At 59.5% G+C, this 26,119-nt stretch carries 18 protein-coding genes; 3 read left to right on the plus strand and 15 right to left on the minus strand.

Going from position 1 to position 26,119, the window contains the following annotated elements:
* Positions 1-155 precede the first annotated feature (155 nt).
* Positions 156-692, plus strand: a complete 537-nt coding sequence (locus tag HDE78_RS00420; protein WP_179476556.1) for a hypothetical protein — start codon at positions 156-158, stop codon at positions 690-692.
* Between the two features lie 421 nt (positions 693-1,113).
* Here the strand turns inward: HDE78_RS00420 and HDE78_RS00425 are convergent, their stop codons facing one another.
* From HDE78_RS00425 to HDE78_RS00440, 4 genes are all read right to left on the minus strand, one after another.
* On the minus strand, positions 1,114-2,703 hold the full coding sequence (locus tag HDE78_RS00425; RefSeq protein ID WP_179476557.1) for a sigma factor-like helix-turn-helix DNA-binding protein: 1,590 nt from the start codon (positions 2,701-2,703) through the stop codon (positions 1,114-1,116).
* Positions 2,704-2,998: 295 nt separating this feature from the next.
* Positions 2,999-4,420, minus strand: coding sequence for a hypothetical protein (locus HDE78_RS00430; RefSeq protein WP_179476558.1), 1,422 nt, complete (start codon positions 4,418-4,420; stop codon positions 2,999-3,001).
* Positions 4,421-4,696: 276 nt separating this feature from the next.
* Positions 4,697-9,967, minus strand: coding sequence for an ATP-binding protein (locus HDE78_RS00435; protein WP_179476559.1), 5,271 nt, complete (start codon positions 9,965-9,967; stop codon positions 4,697-4,699).
* A 144-nt stretch (positions 9,968-10,111) separates the two neighbouring features.
* Positions 10,112-11,212: a site-specific integrase gene (locus HDE78_RS00440; protein ID WP_179476560.1), complete on the minus strand. Its 1,101-nt coding sequence runs from the start codon at positions 11,210-11,212 to the stop codon at positions 10,112-10,114.
* 105 nt (positions 11,213-11,317) lie between these two features.
* Between HDE78_RS00440 and HDE78_RS00445 the strand changes: the two genes are divergently transcribed.
* Positions 11,318-12,259: a DNA-binding protein gene (locus HDE78_RS00445; protein ID WP_179476561.1), complete on the plus strand. Its 942-nt coding sequence runs from the start codon at positions 11,318-11,320 to the stop codon at positions 12,257-12,259.
* A gap of 335 nt (positions 12,260-12,594) precedes the next feature.
* Here the strand turns inward: HDE78_RS00445 and HDE78_RS00450 are convergent, their stop codons facing one another.
* From HDE78_RS00450 to HDE78_RS00470, 5 genes are all read right to left on the minus strand, one after another.
* Positions 12,595-12,789: a hypothetical protein gene (locus HDE78_RS00450; protein WP_179476562.1), complete on the minus strand. Its 195-nt coding sequence runs from the start codon at positions 12,787-12,789 to the stop codon at positions 12,595-12,597.
* A 517-nt stretch (positions 12,790-13,306) separates the two neighbouring features.
* Positions 13,307-13,741, minus strand: a complete 435-nt coding sequence (locus tag HDE78_RS00455; RefSeq protein ID WP_179476563.1) for a hypothetical protein — start codon at positions 13,739-13,741, stop codon at positions 13,307-13,309.
* 131 nt (positions 13,742-13,872) lie between these two features.
* Positions 13,873-15,090, minus strand: coding sequence for a GGDEF domain-containing protein (locus tag HDE78_RS00460; protein WP_179476564.1), 1,218 nt, complete (start codon positions 15,088-15,090; stop codon positions 13,873-13,875).
* 475 nt (positions 15,091-15,565) lie between these two features.
* Positions 15,566-16,222 carry an OmpA family protein gene (locus tag HDE78_RS00465; protein WP_179476565.1) on the minus strand — a complete coding sequence of 219 codons (657 nt, stop codon included), beginning with the start codon at positions 16,220-16,222 and terminating at the stop codon, positions 15,566-15,568.
* Positions 16,223-16,670: 448 nt separating this feature from the next.
* On the minus strand, positions 16,671-17,453 hold the full coding sequence (locus tag HDE78_RS00470) for an alpha/beta hydrolase (RefSeq protein ID WP_179476566.1): 783 nt from the start codon (positions 17,451-17,453) through the stop codon (positions 16,671-16,673).
* 134 nt (positions 17,454-17,587) lie between these two features.
* Between HDE78_RS00470 and HDE78_RS00475 the strand changes: the two genes are divergently transcribed.
* On the plus strand, positions 17,588-18,436 hold the full coding sequence (locus HDE78_RS00475; protein WP_179476567.1) for a LysR substrate-binding domain-containing protein: 849 nt from the start codon (positions 17,588-17,590) through the stop codon (positions 18,434-18,436).
* Positions 18,437-18,495: 59 nt separating this feature from the next.
* Here HDE78_RS00475 and HDE78_RS00480 read toward each other — a convergent pair whose 3' ends face one another.
* The 6 genes from HDE78_RS00480 to HDE78_RS00505 all read right to left on the minus strand — a co-directional run bounded on the left by HDE78_RS00480 (position 18,496) and on the right by HDE78_RS00505 (position 26,110).
* Positions 18,496-20,415 (minus strand): AI-2E family transporter, encoded by a 1,920-nt coding sequence (locus HDE78_RS00480; RefSeq protein ID WP_179476568.1) that lies wholly within the window; start codon positions 20,413-20,415, stop codon positions 18,496-18,498.
* A gap of 117 nt (positions 20,416-20,532) precedes the next feature.
* Entirely contained in the window at positions 20,533-21,144 is a 612-nt protein-coding gene (locus HDE78_RS00485; protein ID WP_179476569.1) for a glutathione S-transferase, read from the minus strand.
* Positions 21,145-21,275: 131 nt separating this feature from the next.
* A complete protein-coding gene (locus tag HDE78_RS00490) occupies positions 21,276-22,760 on the minus strand; it encodes an efflux transporter outer membrane subunit (protein ID WP_179476570.1) in 1,485 nt (494 codons plus the stop codon).
* Positions 22,757-23,788: an HlyD family secretion protein gene (locus tag HDE78_RS00495; protein ID WP_179476571.1), complete on the minus strand. Its 1,032-nt coding sequence runs from the start codon at positions 23,786-23,788 to the stop codon at positions 22,757-22,759. Before HDE78_RS00495 ends, HDE78_RS00490 begins: the two co-directional genes overlap by 4 nt.
* 8 nt (positions 23,789-23,796) lie before the next feature.
* A complete protein-coding gene (locus tag HDE78_RS00500) occupies positions 23,797-23,994 on the minus strand; it encodes a DUF1656 domain-containing protein (protein WP_179476572.1) in 198 nt (65 codons plus the stop codon).
* Entirely contained in the window at positions 23,984-26,110 is a 2,127-nt protein-coding gene (locus tag HDE78_RS00505) for an FUSC family protein (RefSeq protein WP_179476573.1), read from the minus strand. Before HDE78_RS00505 ends, HDE78_RS00500 begins: the two co-directional genes overlap by 11 nt.
* Between the last annotated feature and the right edge of the window lie 9 nt (positions 26,111-26,119).

The raw sequence follows: 26,119 nt of genomic DNA on the forward strand, positions 1-26,119 counted from the left end.
AGAATTGTTCGCTATTTTCAGCGATCTAGTTGGTCGCGTCATGCCAATCTAACAAACTATTTCTCATGTCCCAAAACGACTCTATCACCCGTTGCTTCTCTGTCGTCGACCAGACGCTTCGCCAGTCGTTTCCGAGAAGTTATTGGAAGCGTTGCATGTACGCAGCGATCGGCATGCGAGAGATGCTGTGTGCGGATGGTGTCCTTGCAGAGGTCGTTTACGGGGACGTGGCCTGCTTCACCATATCCCCTGATGCACAAAGAGCTGGCTGGCAGGGCTTCGCCAATGATGGGAAAGGTCCGGCGGCCCACTTCTGGGTCGAGACGGCGGACGTGCTGCTAGATGTCGGGACTCACTATCTTCCCGCCGAGAGCAGTTGGTCGATTGCGCGCATGCCCCTTGTTCGTTGGCCACTTAACGAGGCGCAGCCAAGTTACCTTCGGTACCATGAGCGTGGTCGCCGCGACATCGACATGCGAGCCGATTTATCGATGGAGCAACGGGTCGCCGACTTCGTCGGCCAGTGCATGACGCTCCGGCAGTCTGACGAGCCCTTGAAGATGTCGTCACCAACATGGCAGTTAGCCTGCACGCCGTCCTTGAGGGAGGCCGCGCAGCGGCCTGGCGATATTTGGGCGCGCGCAGCACTCCAAATTGCTATGGGTCGTCCGTTACCACCTGCGCCGTTCTAGTCCGCTGGCGGAATCCCTTCATTGAGCAACGGACACCGACCAGATTGCGCCAGCGCGTAACCGAAAGAGGAGTCGAGGTGCTGAGGATTAGGCCAAGTTATCGGGGTAGGGCGGGGTTACGAGGGGACGAGCGCATTGGCTTTGCGCAAATGGGAGGTACCTATAGGCGCTGCTATAGCTTCGGTAATGATGTGAACCATTGGCACTAGGAATAGCGTCACAAGCCACATCGTCACATTTTAGGACGTGCCACGAGACGTAGTCTTCGTATGCTACAAACGCAGTCATGCAGTCGACGCTAGGCAAAGCAAATGAAAGGTTAGTTACCACGGACGCCATACGATACTTCCCATCCCCACTCAGCATGGTGCTAATGCAGCGGGCAGAGCAATGCCCATCTCGTCGTGATTACTAGTCGACTCTAGAAGGATGATGCGTCGCTGGCAGTGACACGATATGTCCGATCGAGATGAGCGCCTGATTGAACAATGTATGCCGTGAAGTCGAGTCTAGTGAGCCCCTGTTGATTGCGAAGACGTAGCAAGTCGCGCCATGTAAGAGCGCCGCGTATCTTTAGCTCACTTTCTAGCAAAGCCCGCTTGCCGTCAGGGATGACGTGTCCCTCAATTTCACGAAAGGTGTGTCGATTGTTCACTATCAGCCACCCCCATCCTTGAGCGTGGGCCCAGGCTCGTCCAGCCTTGGCTTTGATGCGATTAATGGTCAATGCCATGTTGTCCGTTGGCTTTATCTCGATGAGCAAGCCTCGCCCATCCGCAGTGGCGGCAAATACATCCGGAAAATATACGCGCTGCCGCCCATTGAATGTATAGGGAATCTGGGCCGGCTGCTCCTGGTAGTACGCGATGTGCTCGCTACGCTCCAATGCAGTCAACACCTCAAGCTCAAGGTGTGACTCGTAATATACCGTGCGACCGAGCTTGTGCGAAAAAAAATTACCAGCGATATCGGATTCGTTGACAACGCGATATGCAGACAGCTGCGCGGCTGGCGGTGGTGGCGCAACCACAGTCGGCCATTCCGAGTGTTCGAGCCATTTACTAACGTTGGACTTAAAGGGTCTTGCTACGCGAGCTTGGGCTTCATTGGTCGATCTCGCCTTCTGAGGGCGTTCGACAGTGGGCAATAGTGCTGCTACTTCTGTCGTTTTTGCCTTGGTGTAGCCAGCGGTGTGAAGGATAAACTTCGCGGCGGCTCGCGGCGAAATCTCGAAACCGCTGCTGGCTGCTTCAAGCAGCCATATCGCCAATGCCTTATCGTTATGGCGAAGTGGTTCCAACAGATTCTTGAGAATGTAGCCAGGTGTGCCTTCATCGCGAGCATGTCGCGCTAGTTTTCTTAGCGCCCGCTCTTGGATCTGGCGCACCCGTTCTCTCGATAGGCCATATTTCTTACCGATCTCGGCTAGCGTGAGCGGCTGGCCATCTATGCCCAGGCGCATCTCGAGCACTTCGCAATCTCGACTCTTCGGCAAGCAGGTGATGGCGACAGTAATGAGCATTCCCACATCTGTAGCGCTGAGGCATTCCTCGGTGGGCTTGGCCACAGCTTTCGTCGACGCAGTGGGACTCAGTGGTGTGTTCTCATCATGGGTCTGGTTGATCTCGGTAGACATCGTCACGGTCAGCTCGGATATCGGCCTTATCACAGAATCCCGTGGCAATTCCGAAGGTCTCGATCTGGTTGGAGGCGAGCGAGTTGGTCGGAAGTCGGTGATCAGCTGCTGCTTGTAAGCATCGTTATGCTCACGCAGGTATTGGGCAAGAAGTTCCACTGAACGAGTGCGACTGTCCGGGCGCAGCGCCGGTGGAATCAAGCGCATGACGGCCCCTGTGATACCTGCAGGCGTACGCTGGTGCCGGCCTGCGAGCTCCGAAAGAGTTAGGCCTTGCTGGATCTCATCGACGAGCATCTCGACCTCGTCTATTGCCCAAGGCGCACCGTGTCGTGAGGGCCGTTGTGCCAGGGGCGTACGTTCAAGTTCACTCATGCTTGCTTGACTGCCGATCAGCGCAGATGTGGTTTCGCGGTTTCAGTAAACTATCAGGCATGGACATCAGCAAGGTAAAGAGCACGCGCAGCGACAGGGCGATGCTAGGTCGAAGCTGAAGAACGTCTCGTAGTGTGGATGATTAACTGAAGTGAATGAAATAGGTCCATGGGCGGGCAATTCGCCGCTGTTATCGAGGGTAGAGGATCGCTCCCGACCCAGGAAGCCATCCGCGGATCTGAGCAACGTTGACCGCAGGCTTTGGTCGTACCTGGAAGCCAGAGCACCGATTGCGTCAATCGCTAGGCATTCTTGATAACACACTAAGCGGAAACGTACTGATCCCTTGGCCATCCGGACTGCGGTAGGCCTGGAGAAATTCGAAATCCTTGCGACCAGCTTCCCTGCACTTGGAGCGCACGAGGTGAACTATACGGCGCTTATCCGCCTCCGACGTCCTGATGCCGAATACGATACCCTCGAGATCGTTGAAGTCGTACTTCATGCAGCGCATCGATGGCTCGGTGATGTCGTTGATGCCGCTCCAGAACGTCAAGCGGTACTCCCTCTCATATTCCCAGTCCTTGAGCTTAGTTGTGATGCTGCCTTCGAAGTCCTGCCAGTACCCAGCTCTCCACTTGCCCTCGTCGCCATGGACCTCTCGCTCGATCGGGCTGAGCGCGCCCACGCAACTGCTCCGCCAAACTTTGTTAAGGAGCGGCACCGGCAGGTTGCCCATGGCCGTGAAGAAATTCAGACGTACCAGCGTTGGAGAATACGACACTGGCTTGAAGGGGAGGGGTGCGATATTCCAGATCACCCCCTCACTATTTGCTGCGCTGGGAATACGCAGCGGTAAGCAATCATGCCCGTTCAATGGCCGCGCACGGAATTTCAAGCAGACATCCTGGTGTCCATTGGCGTAATGCCCCCATACCGAGGCATTGCTGATGTCGTCCATAAAGCAAGCCGTGTACCAGTCGGGGTAGAGAAGCGTACGCAAGCTCTTGAGATAGTGGTCAACGAAGTTGACGTAGATAAAACGATGATTGGGCAGGTCCGGCCCATTCCCGTTGATCCATGTATCCAAGGCAATCTGATCGGACGTGGAGTTGGCAACCTGAAAGGTAACGTGGAGCCTCTCCACGGATGCGATATCGTCGTCACTAAGTTCCGCGAGCGTTGCCTCTACCGACCTAAGCATGGTTATAAGTTCGGGGGCGGCAACATCGGGCAACTGGCCGTTGAACGCATCTTCGGGCAGTGTGTGTAGGATCGACACAGCCCACGGACTATGAAGACGGGAAAGATAGGCGCGTAGCTCGTACTCACTGACCGCGTCTTTCCGCGACGCGAAGTGGGAAACAAGTGCCTGCACATCCTCTGCGCCGACGAGTTCGTCGGCAAGCCTCTTGATGATCTGGACGAAGGGCATTGCAGGTGTATGCCATGGGTCCACCACAAGAAGGTCGGAGACCTTCATCTCCGTTTCCTCCCGGCGGACCAAATGGTCGCAGACTGCCCATGCGAGACAGCCAATGAAGTGGCGAAAAAGATTCTCCCAGACGATAACATCACCCTGGAAGACCACTTCGGTCAGCCCTTCCATCGGGTCATTGAGACTCTCTGGGGAAGCGAAGAAGATGGTTTGAGTTTCGAGTTCTCGGGAATCCCCGAGAAGTCGGCCAATGGGGCGAAAACGGTAGTAGAAGCTCATGCCTATATGGTCGACGCGAAAGGCGCGCGAGGCAAGGATTTGCCATAACGCTCATAGCAAATTTTGTCAACGTAACGCCGTATCGATGAGCGCAATGAATAGACGGCGATAGGCAATATGGCAACGGTGAGAAAGCATCGGAGCGTAGGAAAGTCTTATCTTCCTACTTGAATCGAAGGCTCTTAGATCATCGTTCTGTTGGTTGATCGGAGCCATCCGACTCAGATCGAGTTACACATTGATCCGCCAGCAAAGGGTCAGGTCTAAGCGAAGATGCTATACAGTCCGAACATCCTTGAAAACCTCGCTAGTCTGCACGGCCGCAGCACGCCGGTCACCCATGTCAACGAGCGCGTCTAGTGCGCTCAACAAAGCACGAGCCATTGCTATCGGTAAAGGCCGCGTCTTTTCTGAAAAACGTTGAATTAAACCCGCGAGTCGCGCGGGCAACAATGACCGATGCCATCCAAGCGGCATACCTTCGCTGCGTTCAAGCACCAAAGGAAGTTGCCTAACAAATTGATCGACCGGATAAGCCTCGAATGCGCGTTCGCAGCGCGTCAGAAACGCCGAAACTACTGTCGGGCTTTCGCCGTGCTCTTCCAAGATGGGTTCGGTGAGCGGAAGGACAACCGAAACATCATTCCAGTCACCGTTTGCATACCGTGCAGCCCCCATCGCCGTCTCAACGTCCACGAAAAACACCGACCTGATCATGTGAGACAGTTCCGCGTCGTGAAGCGAGCCATCATTCCACGTAGCCTGTTTCCAGCTCTCGAACGATACCATTCGGGGAACAATTCGCTCCAACAGGGTCAGCGACACGACGGGAAAGATTGCCTCGTCCATGATGTTGCACGTGAGATACGAGACGAATGACTCTGCGAGTGAACCGAACGTCTCATCGTCGCAGTTGGTTGCCGGATCAATGAATCGATGAGCGTTTGCCAGTTCCAATCGCGATGACACGTTTGCCAAAAATCGAAAGAGGGAGCGTCGCCATTCAAACAGCTCCGACGAGTCGTTCTCGAAGATTTGTCCACCAAGCTTACGCGACCAGGCCGGATGAAGGCGTTCGATGGTCCAGGCGACGAGGCTGTCACACCAGGACAAGAACGGCTCGCGCCTCGAGGCGTCCGCCATCACGACATGCACCGGGACACTAGCTAGAACTTTCGCTAGGAAGTCCGTTTGAAGGTCAATGGTCGAGTGCTCCCATTCACCCGAAACGTTCTTGCCACGCCGACTCCTTCTCGCCGGCGCCCCTTTGGCAACAGGAACCCATGCGGATGGCAGCTCTGGTAACGGTGACGGGGGCTTTTCTGAGGCACCAGCCCGAGCTAAAGCACTTTGAATTGCAGCTTCGACGTGATGCCGACGTTCTTCCTCATGCTGCTGGGGTGTCGCATCGTATGGAAGATGATTGAAGAGGGTCAGCGTAATCGTCAGACCAAGTGCAAGCCAACTAACTTCCGGCAATTCATCCCAAACGCGCAACATCGCGCTCAGCGTCTCAATCACAATCTGGTCGTACGGATGTCCAGCTAGCTGCAAGAGCGCCTCTTGAGCATTCCGTCGTTTCGGCTCATGGCGAAGTAGTGCACCCAGCCCGCGGGTGGCATAGAGCACGGGGTGGTGGAGCAAAATAGATCCGCGGTAGAAGAGGTCGTCAGGAACCTCCATGGTCTTCCATGCGCGGAAACACACTTCGGCTGCCCATTCAAACTCAGCTTTCGACACCGTGCCGTGATTTATCACCACCACAGCAGCCACGCCGGCTACAGCGCTTTGTCGCTCAAAGCTTGGACTAACGTGCGGGTAAGCCTCTAGGAATAGTGATGCGCTATCTAGTCGCCGCGCACCTTCAATCGCCTGATCGAGCGTAAGGCGCTCTCCAATCGTGTTTTTCTCAAAGTACGTATAGATCCAGTTGAGTAACCCATAGTGCTCCTCCATCTCTTTCTGACGCTGGTTGATTGCGTCAATGTCTGGCCCTTGAGCCTTAGGATTGTCCAATTGAATGAGCACTTTCGAGCCATTTTCGATCGGTGTTGCTCGATAGTTTTCTCTTTTGCCTATCTCCGCCCAGATCCCAGCGTTTCGTTTCAAATAAGCCACTCGGTTAGCGTTTTCCTTCTCTTCCTCGTAATCGAATGGAAGATCATCAGGAAAACTTGCAATTGCCTCAGATGCGAGCGTGCTCAGATTTCCCTCTTGAAGAATGCATATCGAGGCCAGCCAGCGCAATTCGTCCTGACGCGACCGACGACTGTTGGCCGCAACCACGGCGGCATGATGCGCATCTGGCGTCAGAAAACCGATGAGGTTGCTCGCTCCGCCAAGATCAGACACCTTGCGCTGGATGTCCCATGCCCACAAGCGCTGATTCGTTAGCATGGGAAGCGTAGTTTCAGAGAAGTGTTGTGTCTCGATCACCACGGCGACGGCGACCCCAAGCGCGCCAACTCCCTGATGTCCATCAAGCACGTCGTGCAAAACATCATCCACCGCGCGACCTTTCTCCACTTCATTGAATGCCCAAGTTTCAAGAGCCATCAAGGCCGATCCTACGGCGTGAGAGCCCCACGTACCTCGCGACCAGACGTACTGCTGTGCAGCACCCCAGAACGTTTGTGAACCCCAAGGAAAGTTGAGTGCCATGGAGATCGGTGTGCCAAGGCGTTCGTAGTCGAAACGGTGTAGCTGCCGCCATGCCTCAATCGCGTGGTTGGCTAACAAGCGGACGAGACGGCGAGCTTCATCAGGGGAATTGGAGAACAGGGATTGGAAAGGCTCGCGGGTGGGAGCGCTCGGGAAGAACGAGTGCTGATCATCGATCGAAAGGGACTGCCAATCATGGCTGCCAATGCCGTTTCCAAACATTGACCCAGTTGCCCTGCGGGCGACTTCCTCAGGCAACGGACGGAGCATGACATGCAAAGCCAAGTCAACAAGCTGAGCCGGGCAAACCTCGCTGAGTATTGGCGAATAGAGTAAGACCTGCTCCATCGCCGATCGAGGAACACGCTTCATCGCTTGTAAGGTGGAAAGGTACTCGCACACTTGCGCCGGATAGGCTCGGCCTGCTCGGAAAAGTACCGCTCTCAACCGCGACTCAAGCTCCTCAACTTGCCCTCGCTTCAGCTTCTCCCATATACCGTAATCGTATGGGAAGTCAGCTGCATGCACCCGTGCATTGATATCTACAAGCCACGCCTTTACAAGATCAATGATCACGGCAGATACCCGGTTGGGAATATCTGCAACCGCGTTTTGCCACACTTCAAAGACAGCCACCACCTCAGGTCGGGTGGACACGGGTATGTTTTCAATGTGTTGAACTAGCCAATCGCAAAAGCGACGCCACGCGTCGAAATCAGACGGAAATGCGAGGACGTCGGCATAGATGAGACGCTGAGACAGGCTGAGATTCGGGAAGAGTGCATTGTCCAACGCAGCCGGGTTGGCTTTTGTCTTCTCCGCTTGGAACCATACGGCGAGCTTGGCAACGCGTTTGGCGTCATCTGCGAGCATAGCCAAATTGTAAGTCGACTCACGCGCACCAAATGCGGGCAGGCCGAACGGCCCCAATATCCACGCACGCAACCACTGCGAACGTATGTCGGACGTGGCTTCGAGCTGATCGAGGCGCTTTAGCCAATCCTCGCCATCGTTGAGCTCTGCTTGAGAAAGCAGCTCAACGACGCGACCAAGAACTGGCGGTTCACCCACTTCACGGATAACGTCGATCCACTGTTCGTTCTTAGATACGAGTAATTGAAGGAAGGCCCACTCGAAATAGATATCGTGTACAAAGCAAACCGTCTGGCCAGTTCGAACCGAACGGACGATCCCATCAGCTTCAAGTTCGGCCAACGCTTGTGGATCTATACCAAACACAGGGATCCGCCGCCCAAGCTGTGTGGCGCCCGCTTGTGCAAGCTGTAGAAGCGCATTACGGCGATATCCGGCATGAGCCCCCTCCGCGCCATATCCACCTCCAGCCCACCATGCGGTGGCGAGCTCTACCTCTGAACTTGGAACGTTGGCATCGGTGGCATAACACCGGATGAGGACGCCTGCAAAGAACGGGCGCCGCACGATTGCCCGAACCTGCTCTGAGCCAAACAGTAGAGGCTGCAGCGCTGGCTTCTCCTTGGCGAGCGCCTTGGCCTCCCCATCGTCAAACCTATCAACGTCGATTACTTCGGCACCTCGGTCGAACAGTCTGGCAGGCAACCATGTCCGTACGGGTTCGATGCCTGTATCTCTGACGGTAACAATGATCCGCCAGTGCTCGAGTAGGGACGAGTTAAGGATTGTGTTGAAGACGTCCAACAGAACGCCTCGGTTGCGTACTTCAACCCTGTCGATGCCATCGATGAAAAGAATGGATGAGCCAGCAGCAGCCAATTCGACAAGAAGATCCTCAAGGGGACAACTTCCGATGCCATTGCTGGTGGCGTAACTTGCCCACGATACGCCGCTCAACCGGTCGGCCTTGAGAAACAGTGTCGGTCCGCTCGCAAGCGCCTCCTCAACGAGTGACCTGAGAACGACAGACTTGCCTGTTCCCGGCAGGCCGCCAATTTGGACAAATGATCCGCGAGCCAGCGCAGCGCGGGAAGCTTGGACGAACCGCCCTCGCGGAATGCTTACGCCGGCTATGGTGTTGACGATTTCCGTAACGGCAAACTGCGACTCGGCCGTCACCCGAGCAAGCGCGCCCTGAAGCGACGGCGCTCCACTAAGTTTGAATGCGCCATTTAGTCTCGCGACGAGCGTTCGTCTGTCAAATGAAGCCGCGTGTCCCTCAGCGACGCGTACCAAAGCCAGAATTCGTCGCCACAGGTCATCCGCGCGGGGATGGTCTGACGGACTAAGACAGTTCGAAAGACTTGCAACGGCTTGGGCCTCTGTCGTAGAGCCCTCATGCAACATCTCAAAGCGCATCAGCACAAAATGTGCAAGCAGGCGATGAGTAGCAGCATCCAGTTCTTGCTCAGGAACGATGTCGGCGAGAATGCCTCTGACGTCTTGAAAATAGTGCCGCTTTTCACCGGCGACGCCGTCAGTATGCAGCTTGGCGACAAAGCTAATGACGTCACTATCAGCTCGTGCCCACTCACACAGTGTTTCGAATGTACGTTTGCTGCTGTCAGCGATCTCGCCTACTACGGCGCCGACCCTGTCCAGTTCAAGCTTGAAACCCTCTGCCTTTACTGTCGCGTGAGCGCGCAAGACTGTTTCCCTAAAATCGGAGTTAGTCGTCGCGTTGCTGATGACAAGTTTTCGCTTTACCTGGAGGCTGAGACGCATTCGAACCTCATCAGGACCCTGCCCAACGACGATCACGTCGTCCAGAGGTTGCCCCAGCGCGCCCTGCTGTACAGAAAAGTGCTTGACTATCCGGTTGGGGAGACCTGGTGCGGTTGTCTCGGAAAGAAGTGCCACGGCATACACGGCTGCCACGCCATCTTCAAACGTGAATCCGGTGCCACCCGTGAGTTCCGGGCTGGCAGCGTTTGCAAGATCTTCGTTAGTCATCGGCTCTCCGAGCCTTCTTGGATAGATTTTCTATCTTCATGGTTTGCAAGATAGCTCCTTGCAAGTGGGACGAATCGCACGTCGTGAAGTCAGTTGGTAACTTCGGTGGAATGACGGAGAGAGCAACTTCGCAAAGTCACTTTCTCAACCTGATTTATACCCATCCTCTAGCAGGCGCGCCGCCGGATTGGTCGCGACACTTCCTGTCTGGAAATACCCCACCACGCTGGACACCGCCCGGTGCTCGGTCATCGCCATGATCGCCGGCAGCGCGACGCCCTGGCGGCTCGCTTCGGTGACGAAACCCGAACGCAGGCTGTGCCCACCAAAGTCCCCCTCCAGCCCGGCTAACCTAGCGCGCCGCTGCACGATCTCGCCCACCGCCGCCGGGGAGAGGGCGGCACCAATGCGGTGCTTCCACAGCCGTCGAAAAATTGCTCCCTCGGTGATCCCGGAGGCCGACAGCCAGGCCGCCAGCGCCTGGGCCGCCCGATCCAGAATCGGCTTGTCCGGGGTAGATGATGTGGTGACACCGGCCTGTTGCGTCTTGCTGTGCTCCAGCCGGTAGATGAAGCCCTGCGGGCCGATCCGACGCAGATCGCGCAGATCCGCCGAGGCGATCTCGCTGCGGCGGCGCCCACCGCTGGCGAAGCCGAAGCAGAGCAGGGCGCGATCGCGTAGGCCATCCAGGCTGGCATCACAGGTGGCCAGCATCGCCTCGAGTTCCGCCAGGGTGATCGCGGTCTTCTTGCGCGGCCGCACGCCGCGCTTCACGGCCGCCCGGGCGGCGCGGCTGAGCACGGTGCGGATCGCCGGTTGCTCGCACGGGTTCGGCACCTGTTTAAGCCGATGTGCGGTTGATAGCACGGCGACCCGATGGCGGACGGTGGCCAGCGTCCACGGGCCGGGCTTGGCCTTGAGGCCGGCGGCCACGAGCGCTTGATCCACAACTGGTGGCAGTTCCCAGGCCAGTTCGCCCTCGGACGAGCGGCGCACCACATGGTCGACCACAAACTGCAGCACGGTGGCTTCGGGCACCGGCAACGTGAGCTCGACGCCAGTGCGCGCCGCGTGCCAGCCGGCCCAGTAACGCAGGGCGCTGGCGTAGCTGCGAGTGGTGTTCGCCGCGGCCGCCTCGGCGAGCAGTTCGCGCACGGCGTCGGCGGCCTGCTGCGCCAGATGGATCGGCAGCAGCAGACTGGAGGCCGGTTGGGCCAGGGCCGGAATGGTGCAATTATCTTTCATATTATGTAATGTATACTACGACTTAGACCGCCTAGCCACGATAATCATCACTTATCACCAGTACGTCAAGATCAGGGCAGGGCGCCGATAAGGGAGACATGCGGTATGGGCAAAGGCATCACCCAAGAACAGGTAAACGCTGCTGCGGATGCGCTGGTCACCGCCGGCGAGCGGCCGACGGTCGAGAAAATTCGAGCGCAGCTGGGCACCGGCTCGCCCAACACGGTGCTCCGGATGCTGGAAACGTGGCGCGGCGCGCTGGCCGAACGCCTCCATCAGGTACTCTCGTTACCGGATGTGCCGGCGGAAGTAGGGCAGGCGTTTACGGAGTGTTGGCGCTTGGCCATAGCTCATGCCAATTCCGCGGCGCAAGCCTCCCTGGCACAAGAGCGAAACGCCCTTCTCGCGACCCAGACCTCACTGATGCAAGAACGAAAGGTCTATGAGAACGCGGTTGCCGCCGCCCAGGAATTGGCCCAGGGCGCGGACCAGGCCCGCGAGATCGCCGAAACGCGGCTGGTCGACGTCCAACGTCTCGTGGAGCAACAAGCGGGCCAACTGACTGAACTCCTGCAGCAACGCGATGGTTTGCAACAACGGGCGGATCAGCTTGCCGATTCGTTAGAAAAACACAAAAGCGTCGCAGCGACCGAACGCGAGGCCCAGGTGGCGCACATTCGCGCCATCGAGGATCGTGCCCATGCTGAAATTGATCGCGCCCGCGAAGAAACGAAGTCCCTGCAGGCAGCATTACGCCAGAAGGAACGGGACGCATTGACTTTAGCCGCACGGCTAGAATCGGTGGTAGTTTCGACTCGTGCTGCAGAGAATCTGGCCTCCGAGTATGGAGCTCGCGCAAAAGCGTTGGAGCAGCAATTAGGACGAATGGATGGCCTTTCCGCCGCTTTGCTTGCCGCTCAAAAGTCTTTACACGCCGCTACTCAGCGGGAAACTGCGCTACGAGGCAAATTGGATGATCTAACCTTGGCAGCTAAAAAGCCAACAACCGGAAAACGAAAAGCGCGAGTTGCCTCAGCAGCGAGCTAGGTTTCATCAGCCGCACCGTTTTGCCGACCACGAAGACCTTTGAGCGTCGAAGGAGCCTGCAGTTCGCCGGAGACTTTTGCACAATGTTCAGCGCATTTCCGAAGATAGTTCCAGCTTTAACTGCCTTCCTAGGAAGTTGCATAGTGCTAAGCGCCTCAGTTACACACCGTTTCTACCGCTGTTGCGCAATGAAGAGTGCCGATTCCCACCGGCACGAAGATTCTGTGCACACCGCTTTGCAGAAGTGGGACGTGGGGGATGCGCTTTGGTGGGATCGACGACCGACCGCCGTGTTGTTGCCGAAAACGGGCTAAAAGGGCCTTAGTTGAGCCCATTCAAGAGTCCCTGTACTGATCGGTGATCTTTTGATCATGCTTGCGTTGTGCCTCATCCGTGGCCTGTTCAATCCAGAAATGAATCGTGCGCGCCAGACCCGTAAACGGCGCGAAATAGCCGGCAACGATTACACTCCACGGCGACGCCTTGCCTTTGCGAAAGCCATCGCGCATGCCTAGTAGGAACTCACGCATGTCAGGACTCCGTCAACTGGGAACAGGCGGTATGGTGATCCTACTCTGCTTGAATCAAGTCATCATAGAAGGATGGCCGCTATAACCCGCAGAGCCGCACAATGTTTCCTTATCACGATTTCCTGCAAGACCGGAAGCGGGCGCGCTGATTTCTGAATTAAATCATTGTATGGCGCGAACAACTCGAGCAGTCTGGCACTCCAGTTCGTTATCCGCTGCCTAAGTTTTACTGCGGCACATTCTCAGGTGAGGGAGTCTCTCTGCAGACATTCCGCGCTGTAGAACTTTGTCTGGGCCATTTGCTTATGGTTTCTGCCGTGGGAGTAGAACTCGATGTGCGCAGAACAGCGGTCGAAGCCAGCCTGCGAGGTCGACGTGACGCAGACAGTTTCGCTGCCGACTTAATTTCGCATAATGTATATTATGTCAAATCACATTTTTATGCTTAGCGAGCTATTTCGACCCAACTGCTGCCTGGGATTGCCCTGGCGGTGTTCGTCTGCGGACCTTGGTTGCATCACACGTGTGCGCGCATGCAGGTGATTGGTTCTGACGAATCATCCAATAGGTCGTCGGATAGCCGCTGCTCGATGCCCAAAGGAAACGTCTCGAAAACCTTGAGCTCGGTCCGCTCTCCGAAATAAACCGCACGACATGTTAAAGCCCCCTGTCGCAGCTCCAGGTCCGCCTTGATCCATGGATCGAGCGCTAGACCCCAGGAGAGTACCAACAATGTCCCCAGATACGCTGCCGATATGGCAATCGTCGCCAGTACAGTGAATATCCGATAACGAGTCTGTCGAACCCGCGCGAGCGCCAGGAAAGCCGCGCCACTGAGGGCAATGAAGACGATCAGCACGTTGGCCGCGGCCGACACGAACGAAACGCGTGCCATCACCGCTAACGCGACTACGACCCAAAGTATGGCCACGCCCAAGGCAACACTGCGCATGATTTCCCTTGCCTACATCTGGATCGACTCACGAATGGTGTTCTTCAATACGGCCCGAACGATGCCCTGAATATATCTGCTTCGGGCCAGAAGCTGACCTTCCCAGAATATAGCCGTGAGAGCTACTGTCGTCAGTCATTTACCGTTACGGACATAAACGACGTGGTGTTGGAACTGAGCACGACACGATTGCGCCCACCTCGTTTTGCCGCATAAAGGGCCTCGTCCGCGGCGACCACGATGCCTTTCCAGCTCTTGTTCGCGCTGGATGTGGATGCCACGAAAATACCAATGCTCACTGTGCAGGATGATCTATCGCCTGATGGCATAACGATCGATTCTTGTTCCACGGCGCGCCTCATCCGTTCGGCGATATCTTGCACAGCTGCCGCGTGATGAATGAGCACCATGAATTCTTCGCCACCGACGCGCGCGAGGATGTCATTGTGGCGAACATGTTTCCTGAGCGTATCCGCGATGGCGACCAAGACATGATCGCCACCATCGTGTCCCCATCGGTCATTGATCGACTTGAAGTTGTCCACGTCGATCATGATCACGGCCAGATCGCCTTCGCCCTCGCCCAACTGCGCGACGCGTCGCTCGCCCTGCTCCCATATCACTCGTCGGTTGAAAACCCCAGTCAAGGGATCATGGCTGGCATAGCGAATCATCTCCGCATCGAGTCGTCGCGTCAGTATCCAGAGAACGCCGGGGGCGATCACCCAGGTCAAAAGCATGCGCGACAACAACCCGAACGTCGATGTCGGATCCTGATTCGGGCTTGCCAGTGGATGGAAGGCCCACCAGGTCGCGCGGACCAGCAACATCAGTGCCCAAAGAAAATGGAAGGCAGCGATCAACCGCGCCACGGAACGTTTGGCTTCGTCGGTGCAACGCCAAAACGCGATACCGGTGACGACCGTAACCATCCCGGTCAACACGCCTCCGATGATGACCATCCACCGGAAATTTTCGCCCTCGCGCAGCACAATCCCCGTTTCTATCGCAGCCAAGACCAGTGCAGGGAACAAAACCCACAAGTAGCGCTTGCCCAGATTCAAATAGGTAACAACGGCCACCAAGCCGATGGCTACGCCAGTATCGATCGACAAATTGCCGACGATCCCGAGAGTCGGAAAAGAAACATGGAACGCAGGGAGAATCAAGATACCGAAACCGACCGCAAACGCAGCGTAGCTGAATCCCCACAGGCGCACTGACAAGAGTTTTTTGACTCTCGGATAGGTAAAGTACAGAGAAAAGAAAAACGCGGACGAAAAGGCTGCAAGCATGGCATTGACGATCAAAAGGGTGCCGGCATGAGCCAATCGTGCAATGGATTCCATGACCCCTCCTTTCGTAATCCACCGTATATCAGCAGTCTCAGGAATGGGCAACGGATTTTGGGGCCACGCGCTACGCCATGGCGAATCATCGGTGGGGAACTAGCTGACTTTCGGCGTGGCGTCAGCTGGCAAGCGCAGGTTCTGCGTTTCTAAACGATGGCGCAACATATTGCTCGCTCCCGCTTGCAGGTCGTTGTTGCCGGGCCGCACCCATCGGCTTCTTCCGTTCGTTCCTCATGCTATTCCCATCGCCAGCGGTTGGCGCTCGCTCAGTTCGCGGTCAACCGGATAGCGAATCGGCTCGCGCCAGGGCGGCGCGCCCGCCACTTTTCGTCACGCACATGGACTCCCGATTCGGGCTGGAAGCGCCCGATTGGTTCTTCGACAGGACGCTTCTTTACGTCCCATCGCTTCACGCCATGGATTGAACCTTCGGATCAGGGCGCTGCGCCAAACCCGGGGAGCGCCGTATGCGCTACCACCGCGGCTGATCGCTCACATAGGTGACAATTTCGACGCGTCGATTCGGTTGCAAGCACTGGATCAGCGTATTGCGGCTCCCGTTCGAGCACTGAACGATCGGGTCCTGGCTGCCGAGCCCTTCGGCGTGGATCTTTTCTGCCGGTAGTCCTTGGGCGATCAGTTCCGCTTTTACTGCCTCGGCGCGCCGTTGTGACAGGTCTAAGTTATAAGCGTCGGTACCGAGCCGATCGGTATATCCGCGCACTTCGACGTGCCCAAACGGATTGGCCCGCAGGCGCGCCGCGATCTGCGCGATATCGGCAAGGCCTTGCGGCCGAATGTCGTTGACGCTGCCCTTGTCGAAGGGAAAAAGCGCGTCTGCCGATAGACGCTCCACCCGCGGCGGCGGCGGTGCAGGCGGCGGAGGCGGAGGGACAACGACGACCCGATAGGGGGCTGGTTCAACCACGACAGGCGCCCATACACCCGGTGTCCATACGTAAGCGCCATGCGCCCAGCGCCAATAGCCCGAATGCCACACCATTCCCCTGCGCGGAGGCGGAAGCCTTTCGTAGTGATACACGGGCGGCGGTACGACCACGATCTGTGCACTGGCCATGATCGGAACCAGCAAACCCGTTGCGCTGGCCAGCTGGGCGACGAACGTCATGAGTTTTCGTTTCATATCGATGGCTCGCGAAATTTAAAATGTTGCATATACCGCCGTATACGACGGAACCGGCCCGACGCGAATGGCGTTTACGCTGACAAATTAACGACGGTGTCGCTCGCGACGTTGACAGGGTATGACCGACCCGGCGATCGGGTATTTAGCATTCGTTGCGATTGCTTTGGCTGTACATAGCTTACGTCGGAGCCCTTCCCCGCCATCGGTACGACGGCCTGCGACACCAGCGCGGCGCGTGCCGGCTTCCGGCGCCGATGATTGGTTTGCCGCCTTGACCCGCATAGGCCCGACGCTGGCAACATAGCGGCGCCGGGCCAACGTTTCTGCCTGCCACCTTGCGATACACATGCACCGCGGCAGGTTCGAAGGGCGCTGCCCTTGCCGCCGTACGACAGTCTATCCGCTTTAGAAAAGATGGCTGGTCATCTATCTATGGTGCGGCATGAGTCGCTGCCTGCTCGATCAAAGCGGCCACTTCTTTCGGGTGCGATTCGTAAACCGAGTGACTGGCGCCCTTCACTTCTATCGTGTGACTGTGGGCGCGCTTGGCGTACATCCGCTCGAGATCGGGATTGATGATGCGGTCGGCTGTGGCCACGGCGTACCAGCTCGGCTTGGTCTTCCAGGCCGGTTGACCGGCGGGCACGGTGAATACCGATGCGGCGGTGAGCTCCTGCGCGTTCGCTTCGAACTGCGCCTGCTTCAGCGGCAGATCGGCGGCGAAATCAGCTGGGTAGTGCGCCGGGTCCAGATACAGAAAACCATCGGCGGTCTTCTTGACGTCGTTGGTCTTGCTGGTGGCGTTCGGATAAAGCTTGCCGTTGGAGACTTCGGTCTCGCCCTGATCGAGCGCATGCGCCGCGATATAGACAAGCCCGACCACCTTGGGATCATTGCCTACGTCGGTGATGATGGCGCCGCCGTAGCTGTGGCCGACGAGAATGGTCGGGCCATCCTGCCTATCGACAGTGCGCTTCACCGCGGTGACATCGTCCTCGAACGAGGTCAGCGGATGCTCGGCCACGGAGACGTGGTAGCCATCCTTGACCAGAATGTCGTACACGGGTTTCCAGCCGCTGCCGTTGACCCATGCGCCGTGCACGAGAACGATGTTGTGCACCGGGGTTGCCGCCATGGCCGTGCTGGATAACGTGCCCAGGGCCAGCGCCAGCGCCGTGGCTAGAAAAAGGCTCTTGCTGGTGTTGATTTTCATCGTCGTGTCCTTGGGGATGGGGGAAAGCTATCGTTTAGACTGCCGGCCGTGCTTGTTCATCAGGCAAATCGATCGTAATCCCTTCGGCGCTGCCGATTTATGAAGTTATCAGACGCCATTTAGAGGGATATCCGATGCGCCCGCTGCCCTCCGATCTTCTGCGCACCTTTGTCGTTGTCGCACAGACCGGTAGCTTCACCGCGGCCGCCGACCACGTGAGCTTGTCGCAGTCCACCGTCAGCCAGCACATTCGCCGGCTCGAGGATGTGGTGGGCCAGCCGCTGTTCGAACGGGACACGCGCAATGTCAGGCTGTCGCCGCACGGCGAAACGCTGCAACGCTACGCCGAAAAAATTCTGGCCTTGATGGACGAGGCGATGGCGAGCCTGTGCGGGCCGCCGTTGAATGGCACCGTGCGCGTCGGCCTGCCGGAGGACTTTGCCTCCACGCGGCTGACCACCGCGCTGGCCAGCTTCGCGCAGCGCAATCCGGAGGTCGAACTGGTGATCGGCACCGGCCTCAGCGGCGATCTTTTTCGCGAACTGGACGAAGGTCGATACGATCTGGTGTTTGCCAAACGGCTCAGCGGCAGCCGGCGCGGTACGATCGTGCGCACGGAACCGCTGCACTGGTGCGGTAGCCCTACGTCGCCGTTGACCCATGGCGAATCCGTGCTGCCGTTGGCGGTACATCCCGAGCCGAGCGTCACACGTCGACGGATGTTCGAGGCGTTGAAAGCCGCCGGCCGTCCGTACCGGCTGGCCATCGTCAGCAGCAACATCATGGTGATCCAGGCCGCGGTCATGGCTGGGCTGGGCATCAGTGCGTTTGCCGGCTATGTGATTCCCGACGGTCTGGTGCGTCTCGATCTCGGTCTGCCGGAACTGGGTTCTCTCGATTACGTCATCGATCGACAGCCGTCGGTATCGCAAGCCGCGCTGGCGCTGGAAATGGTGCTTACCGATGCGGCGGGCGAACTTTGACGTTGAGGCGTGGGGCAAAGGGCGCGTTGGCTAAATCCCTCGCCCTTGCCAACGTAAAACTAAGGTTTGACGTTTTGACCGTCACGCGGAAAGCGGGCGATGGCCTGCTGCGCGGCTTCTTCCAGTGAGGTGACTACTTGGTTGACGCCGGGATCGGGCGGTGTATTTTCCGGCAGGGTCAGCAGCGCGGGAAGAAATACGGCGAGAATGCAGGCGTCGGGAAACCGGCGGCGCATTTCACTGGCCACCACGGCACTGCCCTCTCGTTCCTTGGTCGGCGACGCGCTGACGATGTAGACCATCGAGACGCCGTCGCGCGTCACTTCCGGCGGCGGATCGGCTTCCAGCGTTTCGATATCCTGGATCGACAGATGGCGCGCGTCGATATTCAGATCGCGCAGGATGCGCGCGAGAATTTCGGTGGCCAGATCGTCGCCGATCGTGCCCAGGCCCGTGCACAGCACCACCGAGCGTGGCGCCACAACCAGCGGCCCCTGCCAGCGCCCGCTCACGCTTTCGCGCCGCTGACGCAGCACCTGACCGATGCTGGAGCCTTCGAGCACCGACGCCGAGCGACGCCAGCGGGAATGCTTGCGCCCCTGACTGCCGAGCGATTCGATGACTCGCACGATCGCGCTGCGGACCACCACCTGCTGGCCCGGATCGATCAGCCCGTTCATCAAATCGATGCGGGTGAGCTGCAGCGCCGGCAGCAATACGGCGTCGCAGTAGGCGGCGAAGGATTTGCGCTTTAGAAAGATGCGCGCGCTGGCGATGATCTCGTCGGAGTCGCCCGAAATCGCACGCTGATAAAAGCGCTGCGGCATGGTGAGCGCCGGCAGATCGCCGAGCAGGATATCCAGCAAATTCAGCGCTTTGACATGGCGGCCTGCCACGACCAGACACAGCGTCAGCGGCGTCGACATGATCAGTCCGACGGGCCCCCACAGCCAGCTCCAGAAAATCGCGGCGACCACCACCGCCAGCGGTGACAGCCCGGTGGTATGACCGTACAGCTGCGGCTCGACCAATTGCCCGACAACCGTTTCGACCACCATATAAAGGCCGATCGTCATCAGCATCAGCGACCAGCCCGGATCGACCGCCGCCGCCAGCAAGGTGGCAAGAATCGCCGCCAGCCACACGCCGACATACGGCACGAAACGCAGGATGGCCGTGAGGGTGGCCCACAGCGGTGCATTGGGCACGCCGATGATGACCAACCCCAGCCAAATCACCAGACCCACGCCGAAGTTCACCGCGAACTGCGAGACGAAAAAGCGCGAAAGCCGCTCGCCGGCGTCGTTGATGGCTTCCGTGGTCGTGCGCAAATCGGCGCCGCCCGCCAGTCGGATGAAACGGTCACGCAAGGACTCGTGTTCCAGCAGCACGAAAATCAGTACGACCAGCACGATGCCGGCTGTCTGCAGCGGCGGCCAGATCGACGAAAAAATGCGCGTGACCACGCCCATCGGACTGGGCGGCGGGGTGCGGATTTCCACCGGCACGATGCTGGTCGATGCCTTCAGGCTCTGCTGTGCATCGGCCACTTGTTCGGGCTGTTCGCTCGTGTGATCGCCGAACTGGCTTGCCACCCGACCGATCTCGTCCTGCACGGCTTCGAGGCGGCCCGCCGTGAGTTTGCTCAGCGCCTGGATCTTGGTGTGCACCGTTTGCTCGTACTGCGGCAGGCTGCTGGCCATATGCGCAACCTGTGAGCCGATGATGGTGGCGAGCCCCGCCAGAAACATCACCAGCACCAGCACGGCGATCAGCACGGAAAGCGCATGGCCAAGGCCGATCTTGCGCAGCCAATGTACCGGTGGCGCGATCAGCAGACTCAGAATCAGCGCCAGCGTGATCGGCACCAGCACTTCCCTGCCCAGATACAGCAGGGCCAGCACCGTGGCGCTGGTGATAATGGCTATCGCGCGCGAATGCGCGGGAGCGGCGGGCAGCGGATCAGATGCGGTCGGCATAGGCAGGCTCCTGATCGTGGAGGTTCAAACGTGGCTGATCAGGTCGCTACCTTAGCAAGACACAGGGCCGGGAAACCGCGAATCCCTGGAACAAGCCTTCGCCTTCGATGCCGGCGATTATTCGCCGCCCTTCTCCATCGCACGTCGATAGGCGGGCCGGGCCGCCATGCGCCGGTTGAAAGCAGTCAGGTGCAGAAACGCCTTCTCGCCGGCCAACCGTTCGGCGAACTGCGTGACGAAGATCAGCTGGATGTCCGCGCCGGTCAGTTCGTTGCCCACGAAGAAATCGCGCGAGGCGAGCTGGTCGTTGAGAAAGCCCAGATGATTCTGCATTTCGCCGTCGATGCGCGGCCACAGCGGCGCGGCCACCTCGCCGAGACAGCTGGTATAGAACTTCAGCAGCAGCGGCAGCATGGCCGAACCTTCGGCGTAATGCAGAAACTCGATGTAACGGTTGTAGTCGGACGTATCCGGCGTCGGCGCCAGGCGACCGTTGCCGTAGCGGCGGATCAGATACTCCACGATGGCGCCGGACTCGAAAATCACCTCGTCGCCATCACGGATCACCGGCGCCTTGCCCAGCGGATGGATCTTCAAAAGCGCCGGCGGCGCCAAACGGGTTTTCGGATCGCGCTGGTATTTGACGATCTTGTATTCCAGACCGAGTTCTTCCAGCAGCCAGGTAATGCGGCGCGAGCGCGACTCGTTGAGGTGATGCACTTCGATCATGGTGTGGTCCTTGAGTAGGTCGCGAATTTTATTTCAACGAACCGTATCGGGGGTGGCGTGAAAGCTTTTCATAGCCATCAAAACAGTGAAACCATGGCCCGAGCGAATCGCCGAAAAATCACCGCATCGAGCTACCGGGATGTCTGCCCTGCTCTTGCCTGATTCGCCGCGGAGGATGCCTCCACGCCGTAGCCGCCGCCCAGCGCCTCGATCAAACGGATCGAAATATCGGCCTGCTGGCTTTCCAGCGCCGCGATGCGCTGATCGGCCAGCAGCAATTGCTGGCGGCTGATCAGCGGAGCCAGCGGCCCGCTCACGCCACCTTTGTATCCGGCAAGCGCTTGCTCCCAACTTTTGCGTGCGTCGTCCTGCGCACGTTTTTCCAGTTCGATCTGTTGGCGCACCGAGGTCAGCGCCGAGACCTGATCGGATACTTCGTTGATGGCCGCCACCAGCAGGCTGTTGTAGCGCGCCACCGATGCGTCGTAGACCGAGTCGCTGGCGGCCAGCTTGGCGCGCAGGCGGCCGCCGTCGAAGATCGGCAAGCTCAGCGCCGGGCCGACGCTGAACGTGCGCGCCGGCAGCTGAAACACGTTGGTGCTGTCGCCGACGGCCACCACGCCGGCCATCGCGCTGAGGCTGATATTGGGCAGAAACTCGGTCTTCGTGGCCTTGATGTCCTTGGCGGCCGCTTCGACCTGCCAGCGTGCGGCGACCAGATCGGCGCGGCGTCCCAGCAAGCCGACCGACAGTTGCTCCGGCAGCGCGATCTTGCCCTGATCGAGCAGATGGGGGCGAGTGATGGCGAGCCCGCGATCGGGGCCCTGCCCCAGCAGCACAGCGAGGCTGCTGCGCGCGGCATCGATGGCGCGATCCGCCTGCACTTCCTGCTGTTGGGCACTGGCGACCTGCGAGTCGGCCAGGTATGCCTCCTGCGTCGTGCCCAGCCCGCCCTCCACCAGTCGACGCGTAATCGTCAGCGACTTGCTGGCGCGCTGCTGTTCGGCCTCGGCCACGTCCTGTTGCGCGAACGCGTAACCCAGCCTGACATACGCGCGCGCCACATTCACCGACAGCTGGATACGTGCGGCATGCGCATCGATCTGCGCCGCGCGACTGCGCCCCAGCGCCGCCTCCCACGCGGCGCGCTTGCCGCCCCATACATCCAGATCCCACGAAAATCCGGCGGTCACCGACTTGGCCCAGGCAAAGCTGCCGAGGGCGTATTCGGGATAGACCGGATCCTTGCTCGAAAGCCTGGCGCCGATGGCGCTGGCGTCCAGCCCCACCTGCGGATCGCGCGCCGCATCGAGCCCATCGGCGGCGGCCTGCGCCCGATGCGCGCGCGCCTCCACTTCGGCCAGCGACGGATTGTTCTTCAGCGCCTCGTCGATCAACGCGCTCAGCTGCGGATCGCCGAAGCTCACCCACCAATCCTGCGCGGGCCATGCCGTCGGGCTGAGCGATACGTCGGCGAGGCTGCGTTCGGATTTGAGACTGGCCGTGTCGGTCAGCTGGCCGGTGGTGTGCAGGCCGCCCGTGCTGACGCAGCCGGTCAGCGCGATACTCAGCGCCAGTGCGACGGCGCGAATCCATGGGTTCAGAGAACGGTTCATGGCGTCGCGGCCGCCTTGGTATCGGCATCGTCGGCCTTGTGCGGATGCACGATCAACGTGGCCGTCATGCCGGCGGCCAGCACGGTGCCGGCCGGCAGGTGATCGGTATCGATCGCCACGCGCACCGGCACGCGCTGAGCCAGCCGCACCCAGTTGAAGGTCGGGTTCACGTCGGACAGCAGATCCGATCCGGTCGGATTGCCGGCATCGGTGATGCCGCGGGCAATGCTCTGCACGGTGCCATGCAGATGCACGCCGCCGCTCATCAGGCGGATATCAACCGTATCGCCGATGCGCACCTGCGGCAGCTTGGTTTCCTCGAAATAGCCGTAGACCCAATAGGAATGGCTGTCGATCAACGCCAGCCGCGGCGCGCCCGCACTGGCATAGTCGCCGACGCGCACCAGCAGATTGGTGACATAGCCATCGGTGGGTGCGCGGACGTCGGTGCGATCCAGATTGAGCTGGGCGGCCGCGACGGAAACTTGCGCCTGGGTAACCGCCGCCTGCGCCTGCTGTTCGGCCGCCATCGCCTGATCCAGGCCCGCCTGCGCCTTGTTCAAACCGGCACGCGCGGCATCGGCAGCCGAGCGTGCATCGGCGCGCGCTTCCTCCGACACCACGTCGCTGAGTCGCTGCCGGCGGCTCGACTGCTCGGCCGCCATGCCGTACGACGATTTGCTCTGCACGGCAGCGGCCGCCGCCGCTTCCACGTTCGCCCTGGCCGCGCGGGCGGCCGCCTGCGCCGCGGCCACGTTGGCCTTGGCCAGATCGAGCGCATTCTGGTATCGCGACGGGTCGATCTCGAACAGCCGATCGCCTTTCTTCACCGTCTGGTTGTCGACCACATCGACCTTGGTCACCAGACCCGACACGTCGGGCGCCATGCGCACGATCTCGGCACGCACGCGTCCGTCGCGCGTCCAGGGCGAATACATATAGTGCTTCCACAGCGTATGCCCGACGATAACCGCCGCCAGCACAACGATGAAAGTCACAACGAAACGAATCAGCGTGGCAGTTTTCATGGTCATTCTCAAAACAGGAGTAGCGCAAGGCCACCGAAGACACAAACGAAAAGCGCGAGTCGGAACACCGGCGGGTGCCAGACCAGTCGATAAAGTCCGAAGCGACCGGCGAGCCAGTCGATCAACCACAGCAGCGCCAGCGAAAAAACGAACAGCAGCAGTAGCCCGGGCACCAGCGCATCACCCAGAGCAATTTCACGAGGCATGGGTCGACTCCTGGGCCGCCGGCGTCGGCGACATGTAATCGGCGATGGCCGACTCGCCATCGAGCAGCGCCAGCCGGATCAGATGCAGATGGTCGAGCAGCGGTCGTGCGCTGGGCTCGGCGGAGGCTCGGTCGATGGCGTTGGCGACGGCGTCGCGCGTGCGCGCATAACCTGCGCTATCGGGCCGCTCGTAGAAGCGAGCCAACGCGTCGATCGCTACAGCGATGCATCGATCGACCTCTTCCGGCATGCGGTGGGTCAACCGATCCTGACGCAGAGCGATCAGCGCGCCCCCGGTTTCATGCACGGCCAGCGCCCAGGCGATCAGCGCGCGGGAATCGGCGCTGCCGGGCGCGGTCTGCGCCACGATCTGGCTGAAGAGATCGTGGTTGACGCTTTCAAAGCGTTGGCGCAATCCGGCCAACGGTGCTTCCGCGGCCAGCGTCACTTGGCGGCGCAGCCGCTCCAGCTGGCGTCGCCGCAGCCAATGGCTGCCGATCGCCGGCGGCACCACGATAAACGCGATCGCTGCGGCACTCAGGCCGATCAGCTGGGCGATCACGTCGTTGAGGAAGCTGGACGGGTCGAAGACCATCGGGTTCTTCACCGCCAGAATATAGGCAAAGCCCATGCAGCCACCCAGCCCATAGCTGGCGACCGAAGGCCGCATCAGCAACATCAATCCCACCATCAGAAAAGGCGCGGTGCCGGCGACCAGCAGACCGTAGCCATCCATTCGGGTGAGCACGAAAAACACGCATAAAAATCCGGCGGTCATGCCAGTGGCGTAGCCGGCCAGTATCGACCGGGTGGCGCGCACCGGATCGGCGGCCGTCGCAAACAGCCCCGCGAAGATAGTGGCGATAAGCATGGCGCTGCCACCCATCGGCCACGCCGAGTCGATCCAGAACATGCCCAGCACCAGCATGGTCAGCGTGGTGCGAAACACGGCCAGACCCGCACTGGCGAAGTCATTGCCGCGCTCGAAGTTCACGCGCTCGGGCGTGCGCAGGACCAGCCTGGGCGCCTGCAGCGAGGCGGCCGATTCGACGTAGTCGTGCAGTTCTTCGACAAAGCGCAACAGCAGGCTGGCACCGGTATCGAAATCGCGCACGGCGTTTGGCCCGATCAGGCTATGACGCAGGAGAGGCGCGCGCGCGGCCATGGTCTTGCGTGCAGCAACGAGTCGCGGCAGCAGGATGGCCGCGGCGGCACCGGCCTCGATCGGGGTATCGAGCGCAGCGCCGATCGGGGCGTACAGTTCGATGATCGCTTTCGCCGACGCCGTTTGCCCATTGCGCTGCAGGCGGTTGATCAGGTGGTGCAGCGACTGGAAGCTGGTCGAGGCCGCCATGAAGCGCTGGTTGAACAATTTCAGATGGCCGCTGCGTGCACGCGCTTCGGCGTCTTCGAAGATCACCGAGCTGCGCAGGTCTTCCAGCGTCACCGCATCGCGCACGAAACGCAGGTGGGCATTTTCCATCGCGTCGCGTGGAATGGTGCCGCCGGTACTGCCCTGGACGAAGCCGATGAAATGCGCGAACTGCGCCCTTGCCGTACGACGCAGCACGTCACGCATGCGGCTGGGCAACACGACGTCGTTCACCGCGCCGCTCACCATCAGCGCCAGCAGCACCTCGCTGATGCGTGCCACGGCGGAATCGAACACCGCCGGCGGATGATTGATCACCGGCACCGCGATAATCGCGGCGGTATAGCCGCCCAGCACGAAGGCATACGATTTGAAATTGCGATACAGCGTGGCGCCACCGGCGCACAGCCCGATCCACAGCGACAAGGCCAGCAGAAACAGTTCACGCTGTTGTGGAAACAATCCCACGATAACGAACGCGGCGACCGCGCCGGCCAGCGTGCCGATCGCCCGGTAAAAGCTTTTGGCCAGCACCATGCCGGACTGGCGGTTGGCCACAATGATGACCGTAAGCATGGCCGTCGACGGCTGCGCCAGCGAAAAGCGCATGGCCAGCCAGCCGGTCAGGTAAAACGCCAGCAGGGTTTTGAATACGAACAGCCACACGCCCGCTTCGTCGCGTAGCGTGTCGACAACGACAGTACGCGTTGGCGGCGAGACGATAGCGGTAGCGTCGACTGACATGCGATGCGC

The sequence above is a fragment of the Rhodanobacter sp. K2T2 genome (assembly GCF_013408815.1).
Taxonomy (GTDB): domain Bacteria; phylum Pseudomonadota; class Gammaproteobacteria; order Xanthomonadales; family Rhodanobacteraceae; genus Rhodanobacter.

What these genes read in the sequence shown, in the direction of transcription:
- HDE78_RS00420 (WP_179476556.1), top strand. Translation starts at nt 156, where the DNA reads ATGTACGCAGCGATCGGCATGCGAGAGATGCTGTGTGCGGATGGTGTC.
- HDE78_RS00425 (WP_179476557.1), bottom strand. Translation starts at nt 2,703, where the DNA reads ATGAGTGAACTTGAACGTACGCCCCTGGCACAACGGCCCTCACGACAC.
- HDE78_RS00430 (WP_179476558.1), bottom strand. Translation starts at nt 4,420, where the DNA reads ATGAGCTTCTACTACCGTTTTCGCCCCATTGGCCGACTTCTCGGGGAT.
- HDE78_RS00435 (WP_179476559.1), bottom strand. Translation starts at nt 9,967, where the DNA reads ATGACTAACGAAGATCTTGCAAACGCTGCCAGCCCGGAACTCACGGGT.
- HDE78_RS00440 (WP_179476560.1), bottom strand. Translation starts at nt 11,212, where the DNA reads ATGAAAGATAATTGCACCATTCCGGCCCTGGCCCAACCGGCCTCCAGT.
- HDE78_RS00445 (WP_179476561.1), top strand. Translation starts at nt 11,318, where the DNA reads ATGGGCAAAGGCATCACCCAAGAACAGGTAAACGCTGCTGCGGATGCG.
- HDE78_RS00450 (WP_179476562.1), bottom strand. Translation starts at nt 12,789, where the DNA reads ATGCGTGAGTTCCTACTAGGCATGCGCGATGGCTTTCGCAAAGGCAAG.
- HDE78_RS00455 (WP_179476563.1), bottom strand. Translation starts at nt 13,741, where the DNA reads ATGCGCAGTGTTGCCTTGGGCGTGGCCATACTTTGGGTCGTAGTCGCG.
- HDE78_RS00460 (WP_179476564.1), bottom strand. Translation starts at nt 15,090, where the DNA reads ATGGAATCCATTGCACGATTGGCTCATGCCGGCACCCTTTTGATCGTC.
- HDE78_RS00465 (WP_179476565.1), bottom strand. Translation starts at nt 16,222, where the DNA reads ATGACGTTCGTCGCCCAGCTGGCCAGCGCAACGGGTTTGCTGGTTCCG.
- HDE78_RS00470 (WP_179476566.1), bottom strand. Translation starts at nt 17,453, where the DNA reads ATGAAAATCAACACCAGCAAGAGCCTTTTTCTAGCCACGGCGCTGGCG.
- HDE78_RS00475 (WP_179476567.1), top strand. Translation starts at nt 17,588, where the DNA reads ATGCGCCCGCTGCCCTCCGATCTTCTGCGCACCTTTGTCGTTGTCGCA.
- HDE78_RS00480 (WP_179476568.1), bottom strand. Translation starts at nt 20,415, where the DNA reads ATGCCGACCGCATCTGATCCGCTGCCCGCCGCTCCCGCGCATTCGCGC.
- HDE78_RS00485 (WP_179476569.1), bottom strand. Translation starts at nt 21,144, where the DNA reads ATGATCGAAGTGCATCACCTCAACGAGTCGCGCTCGCGCCGCATTACC.
- HDE78_RS00490 (WP_179476570.1), bottom strand. Translation starts at nt 22,760, where the DNA reads ATGAACCGTTCTCTGAACCCATGGATTCGCGCCGTCGCACTGGCGCTG.
- HDE78_RS00495 (WP_179476571.1), bottom strand. Translation starts at nt 23,788, where the DNA reads ATGAAAACTGCCACGCTGATTCGTTTCGTTGTGACTTTCATCGTTGTG.
- HDE78_RS00500 (WP_179476572.1), bottom strand. Translation starts at nt 23,994, where the DNA reads ATGCCTCGTGAAATTGCTCTGGGTGATGCGCTGGTGCCCGGGCTACTG.
- HDE78_RS00505 (WP_179476573.1), bottom strand. Translation starts at nt 26,110, where the DNA reads ATGTCAGTCGACGCTACCGCTATCGTCTCGCCGCCAACGCGTACTGTC.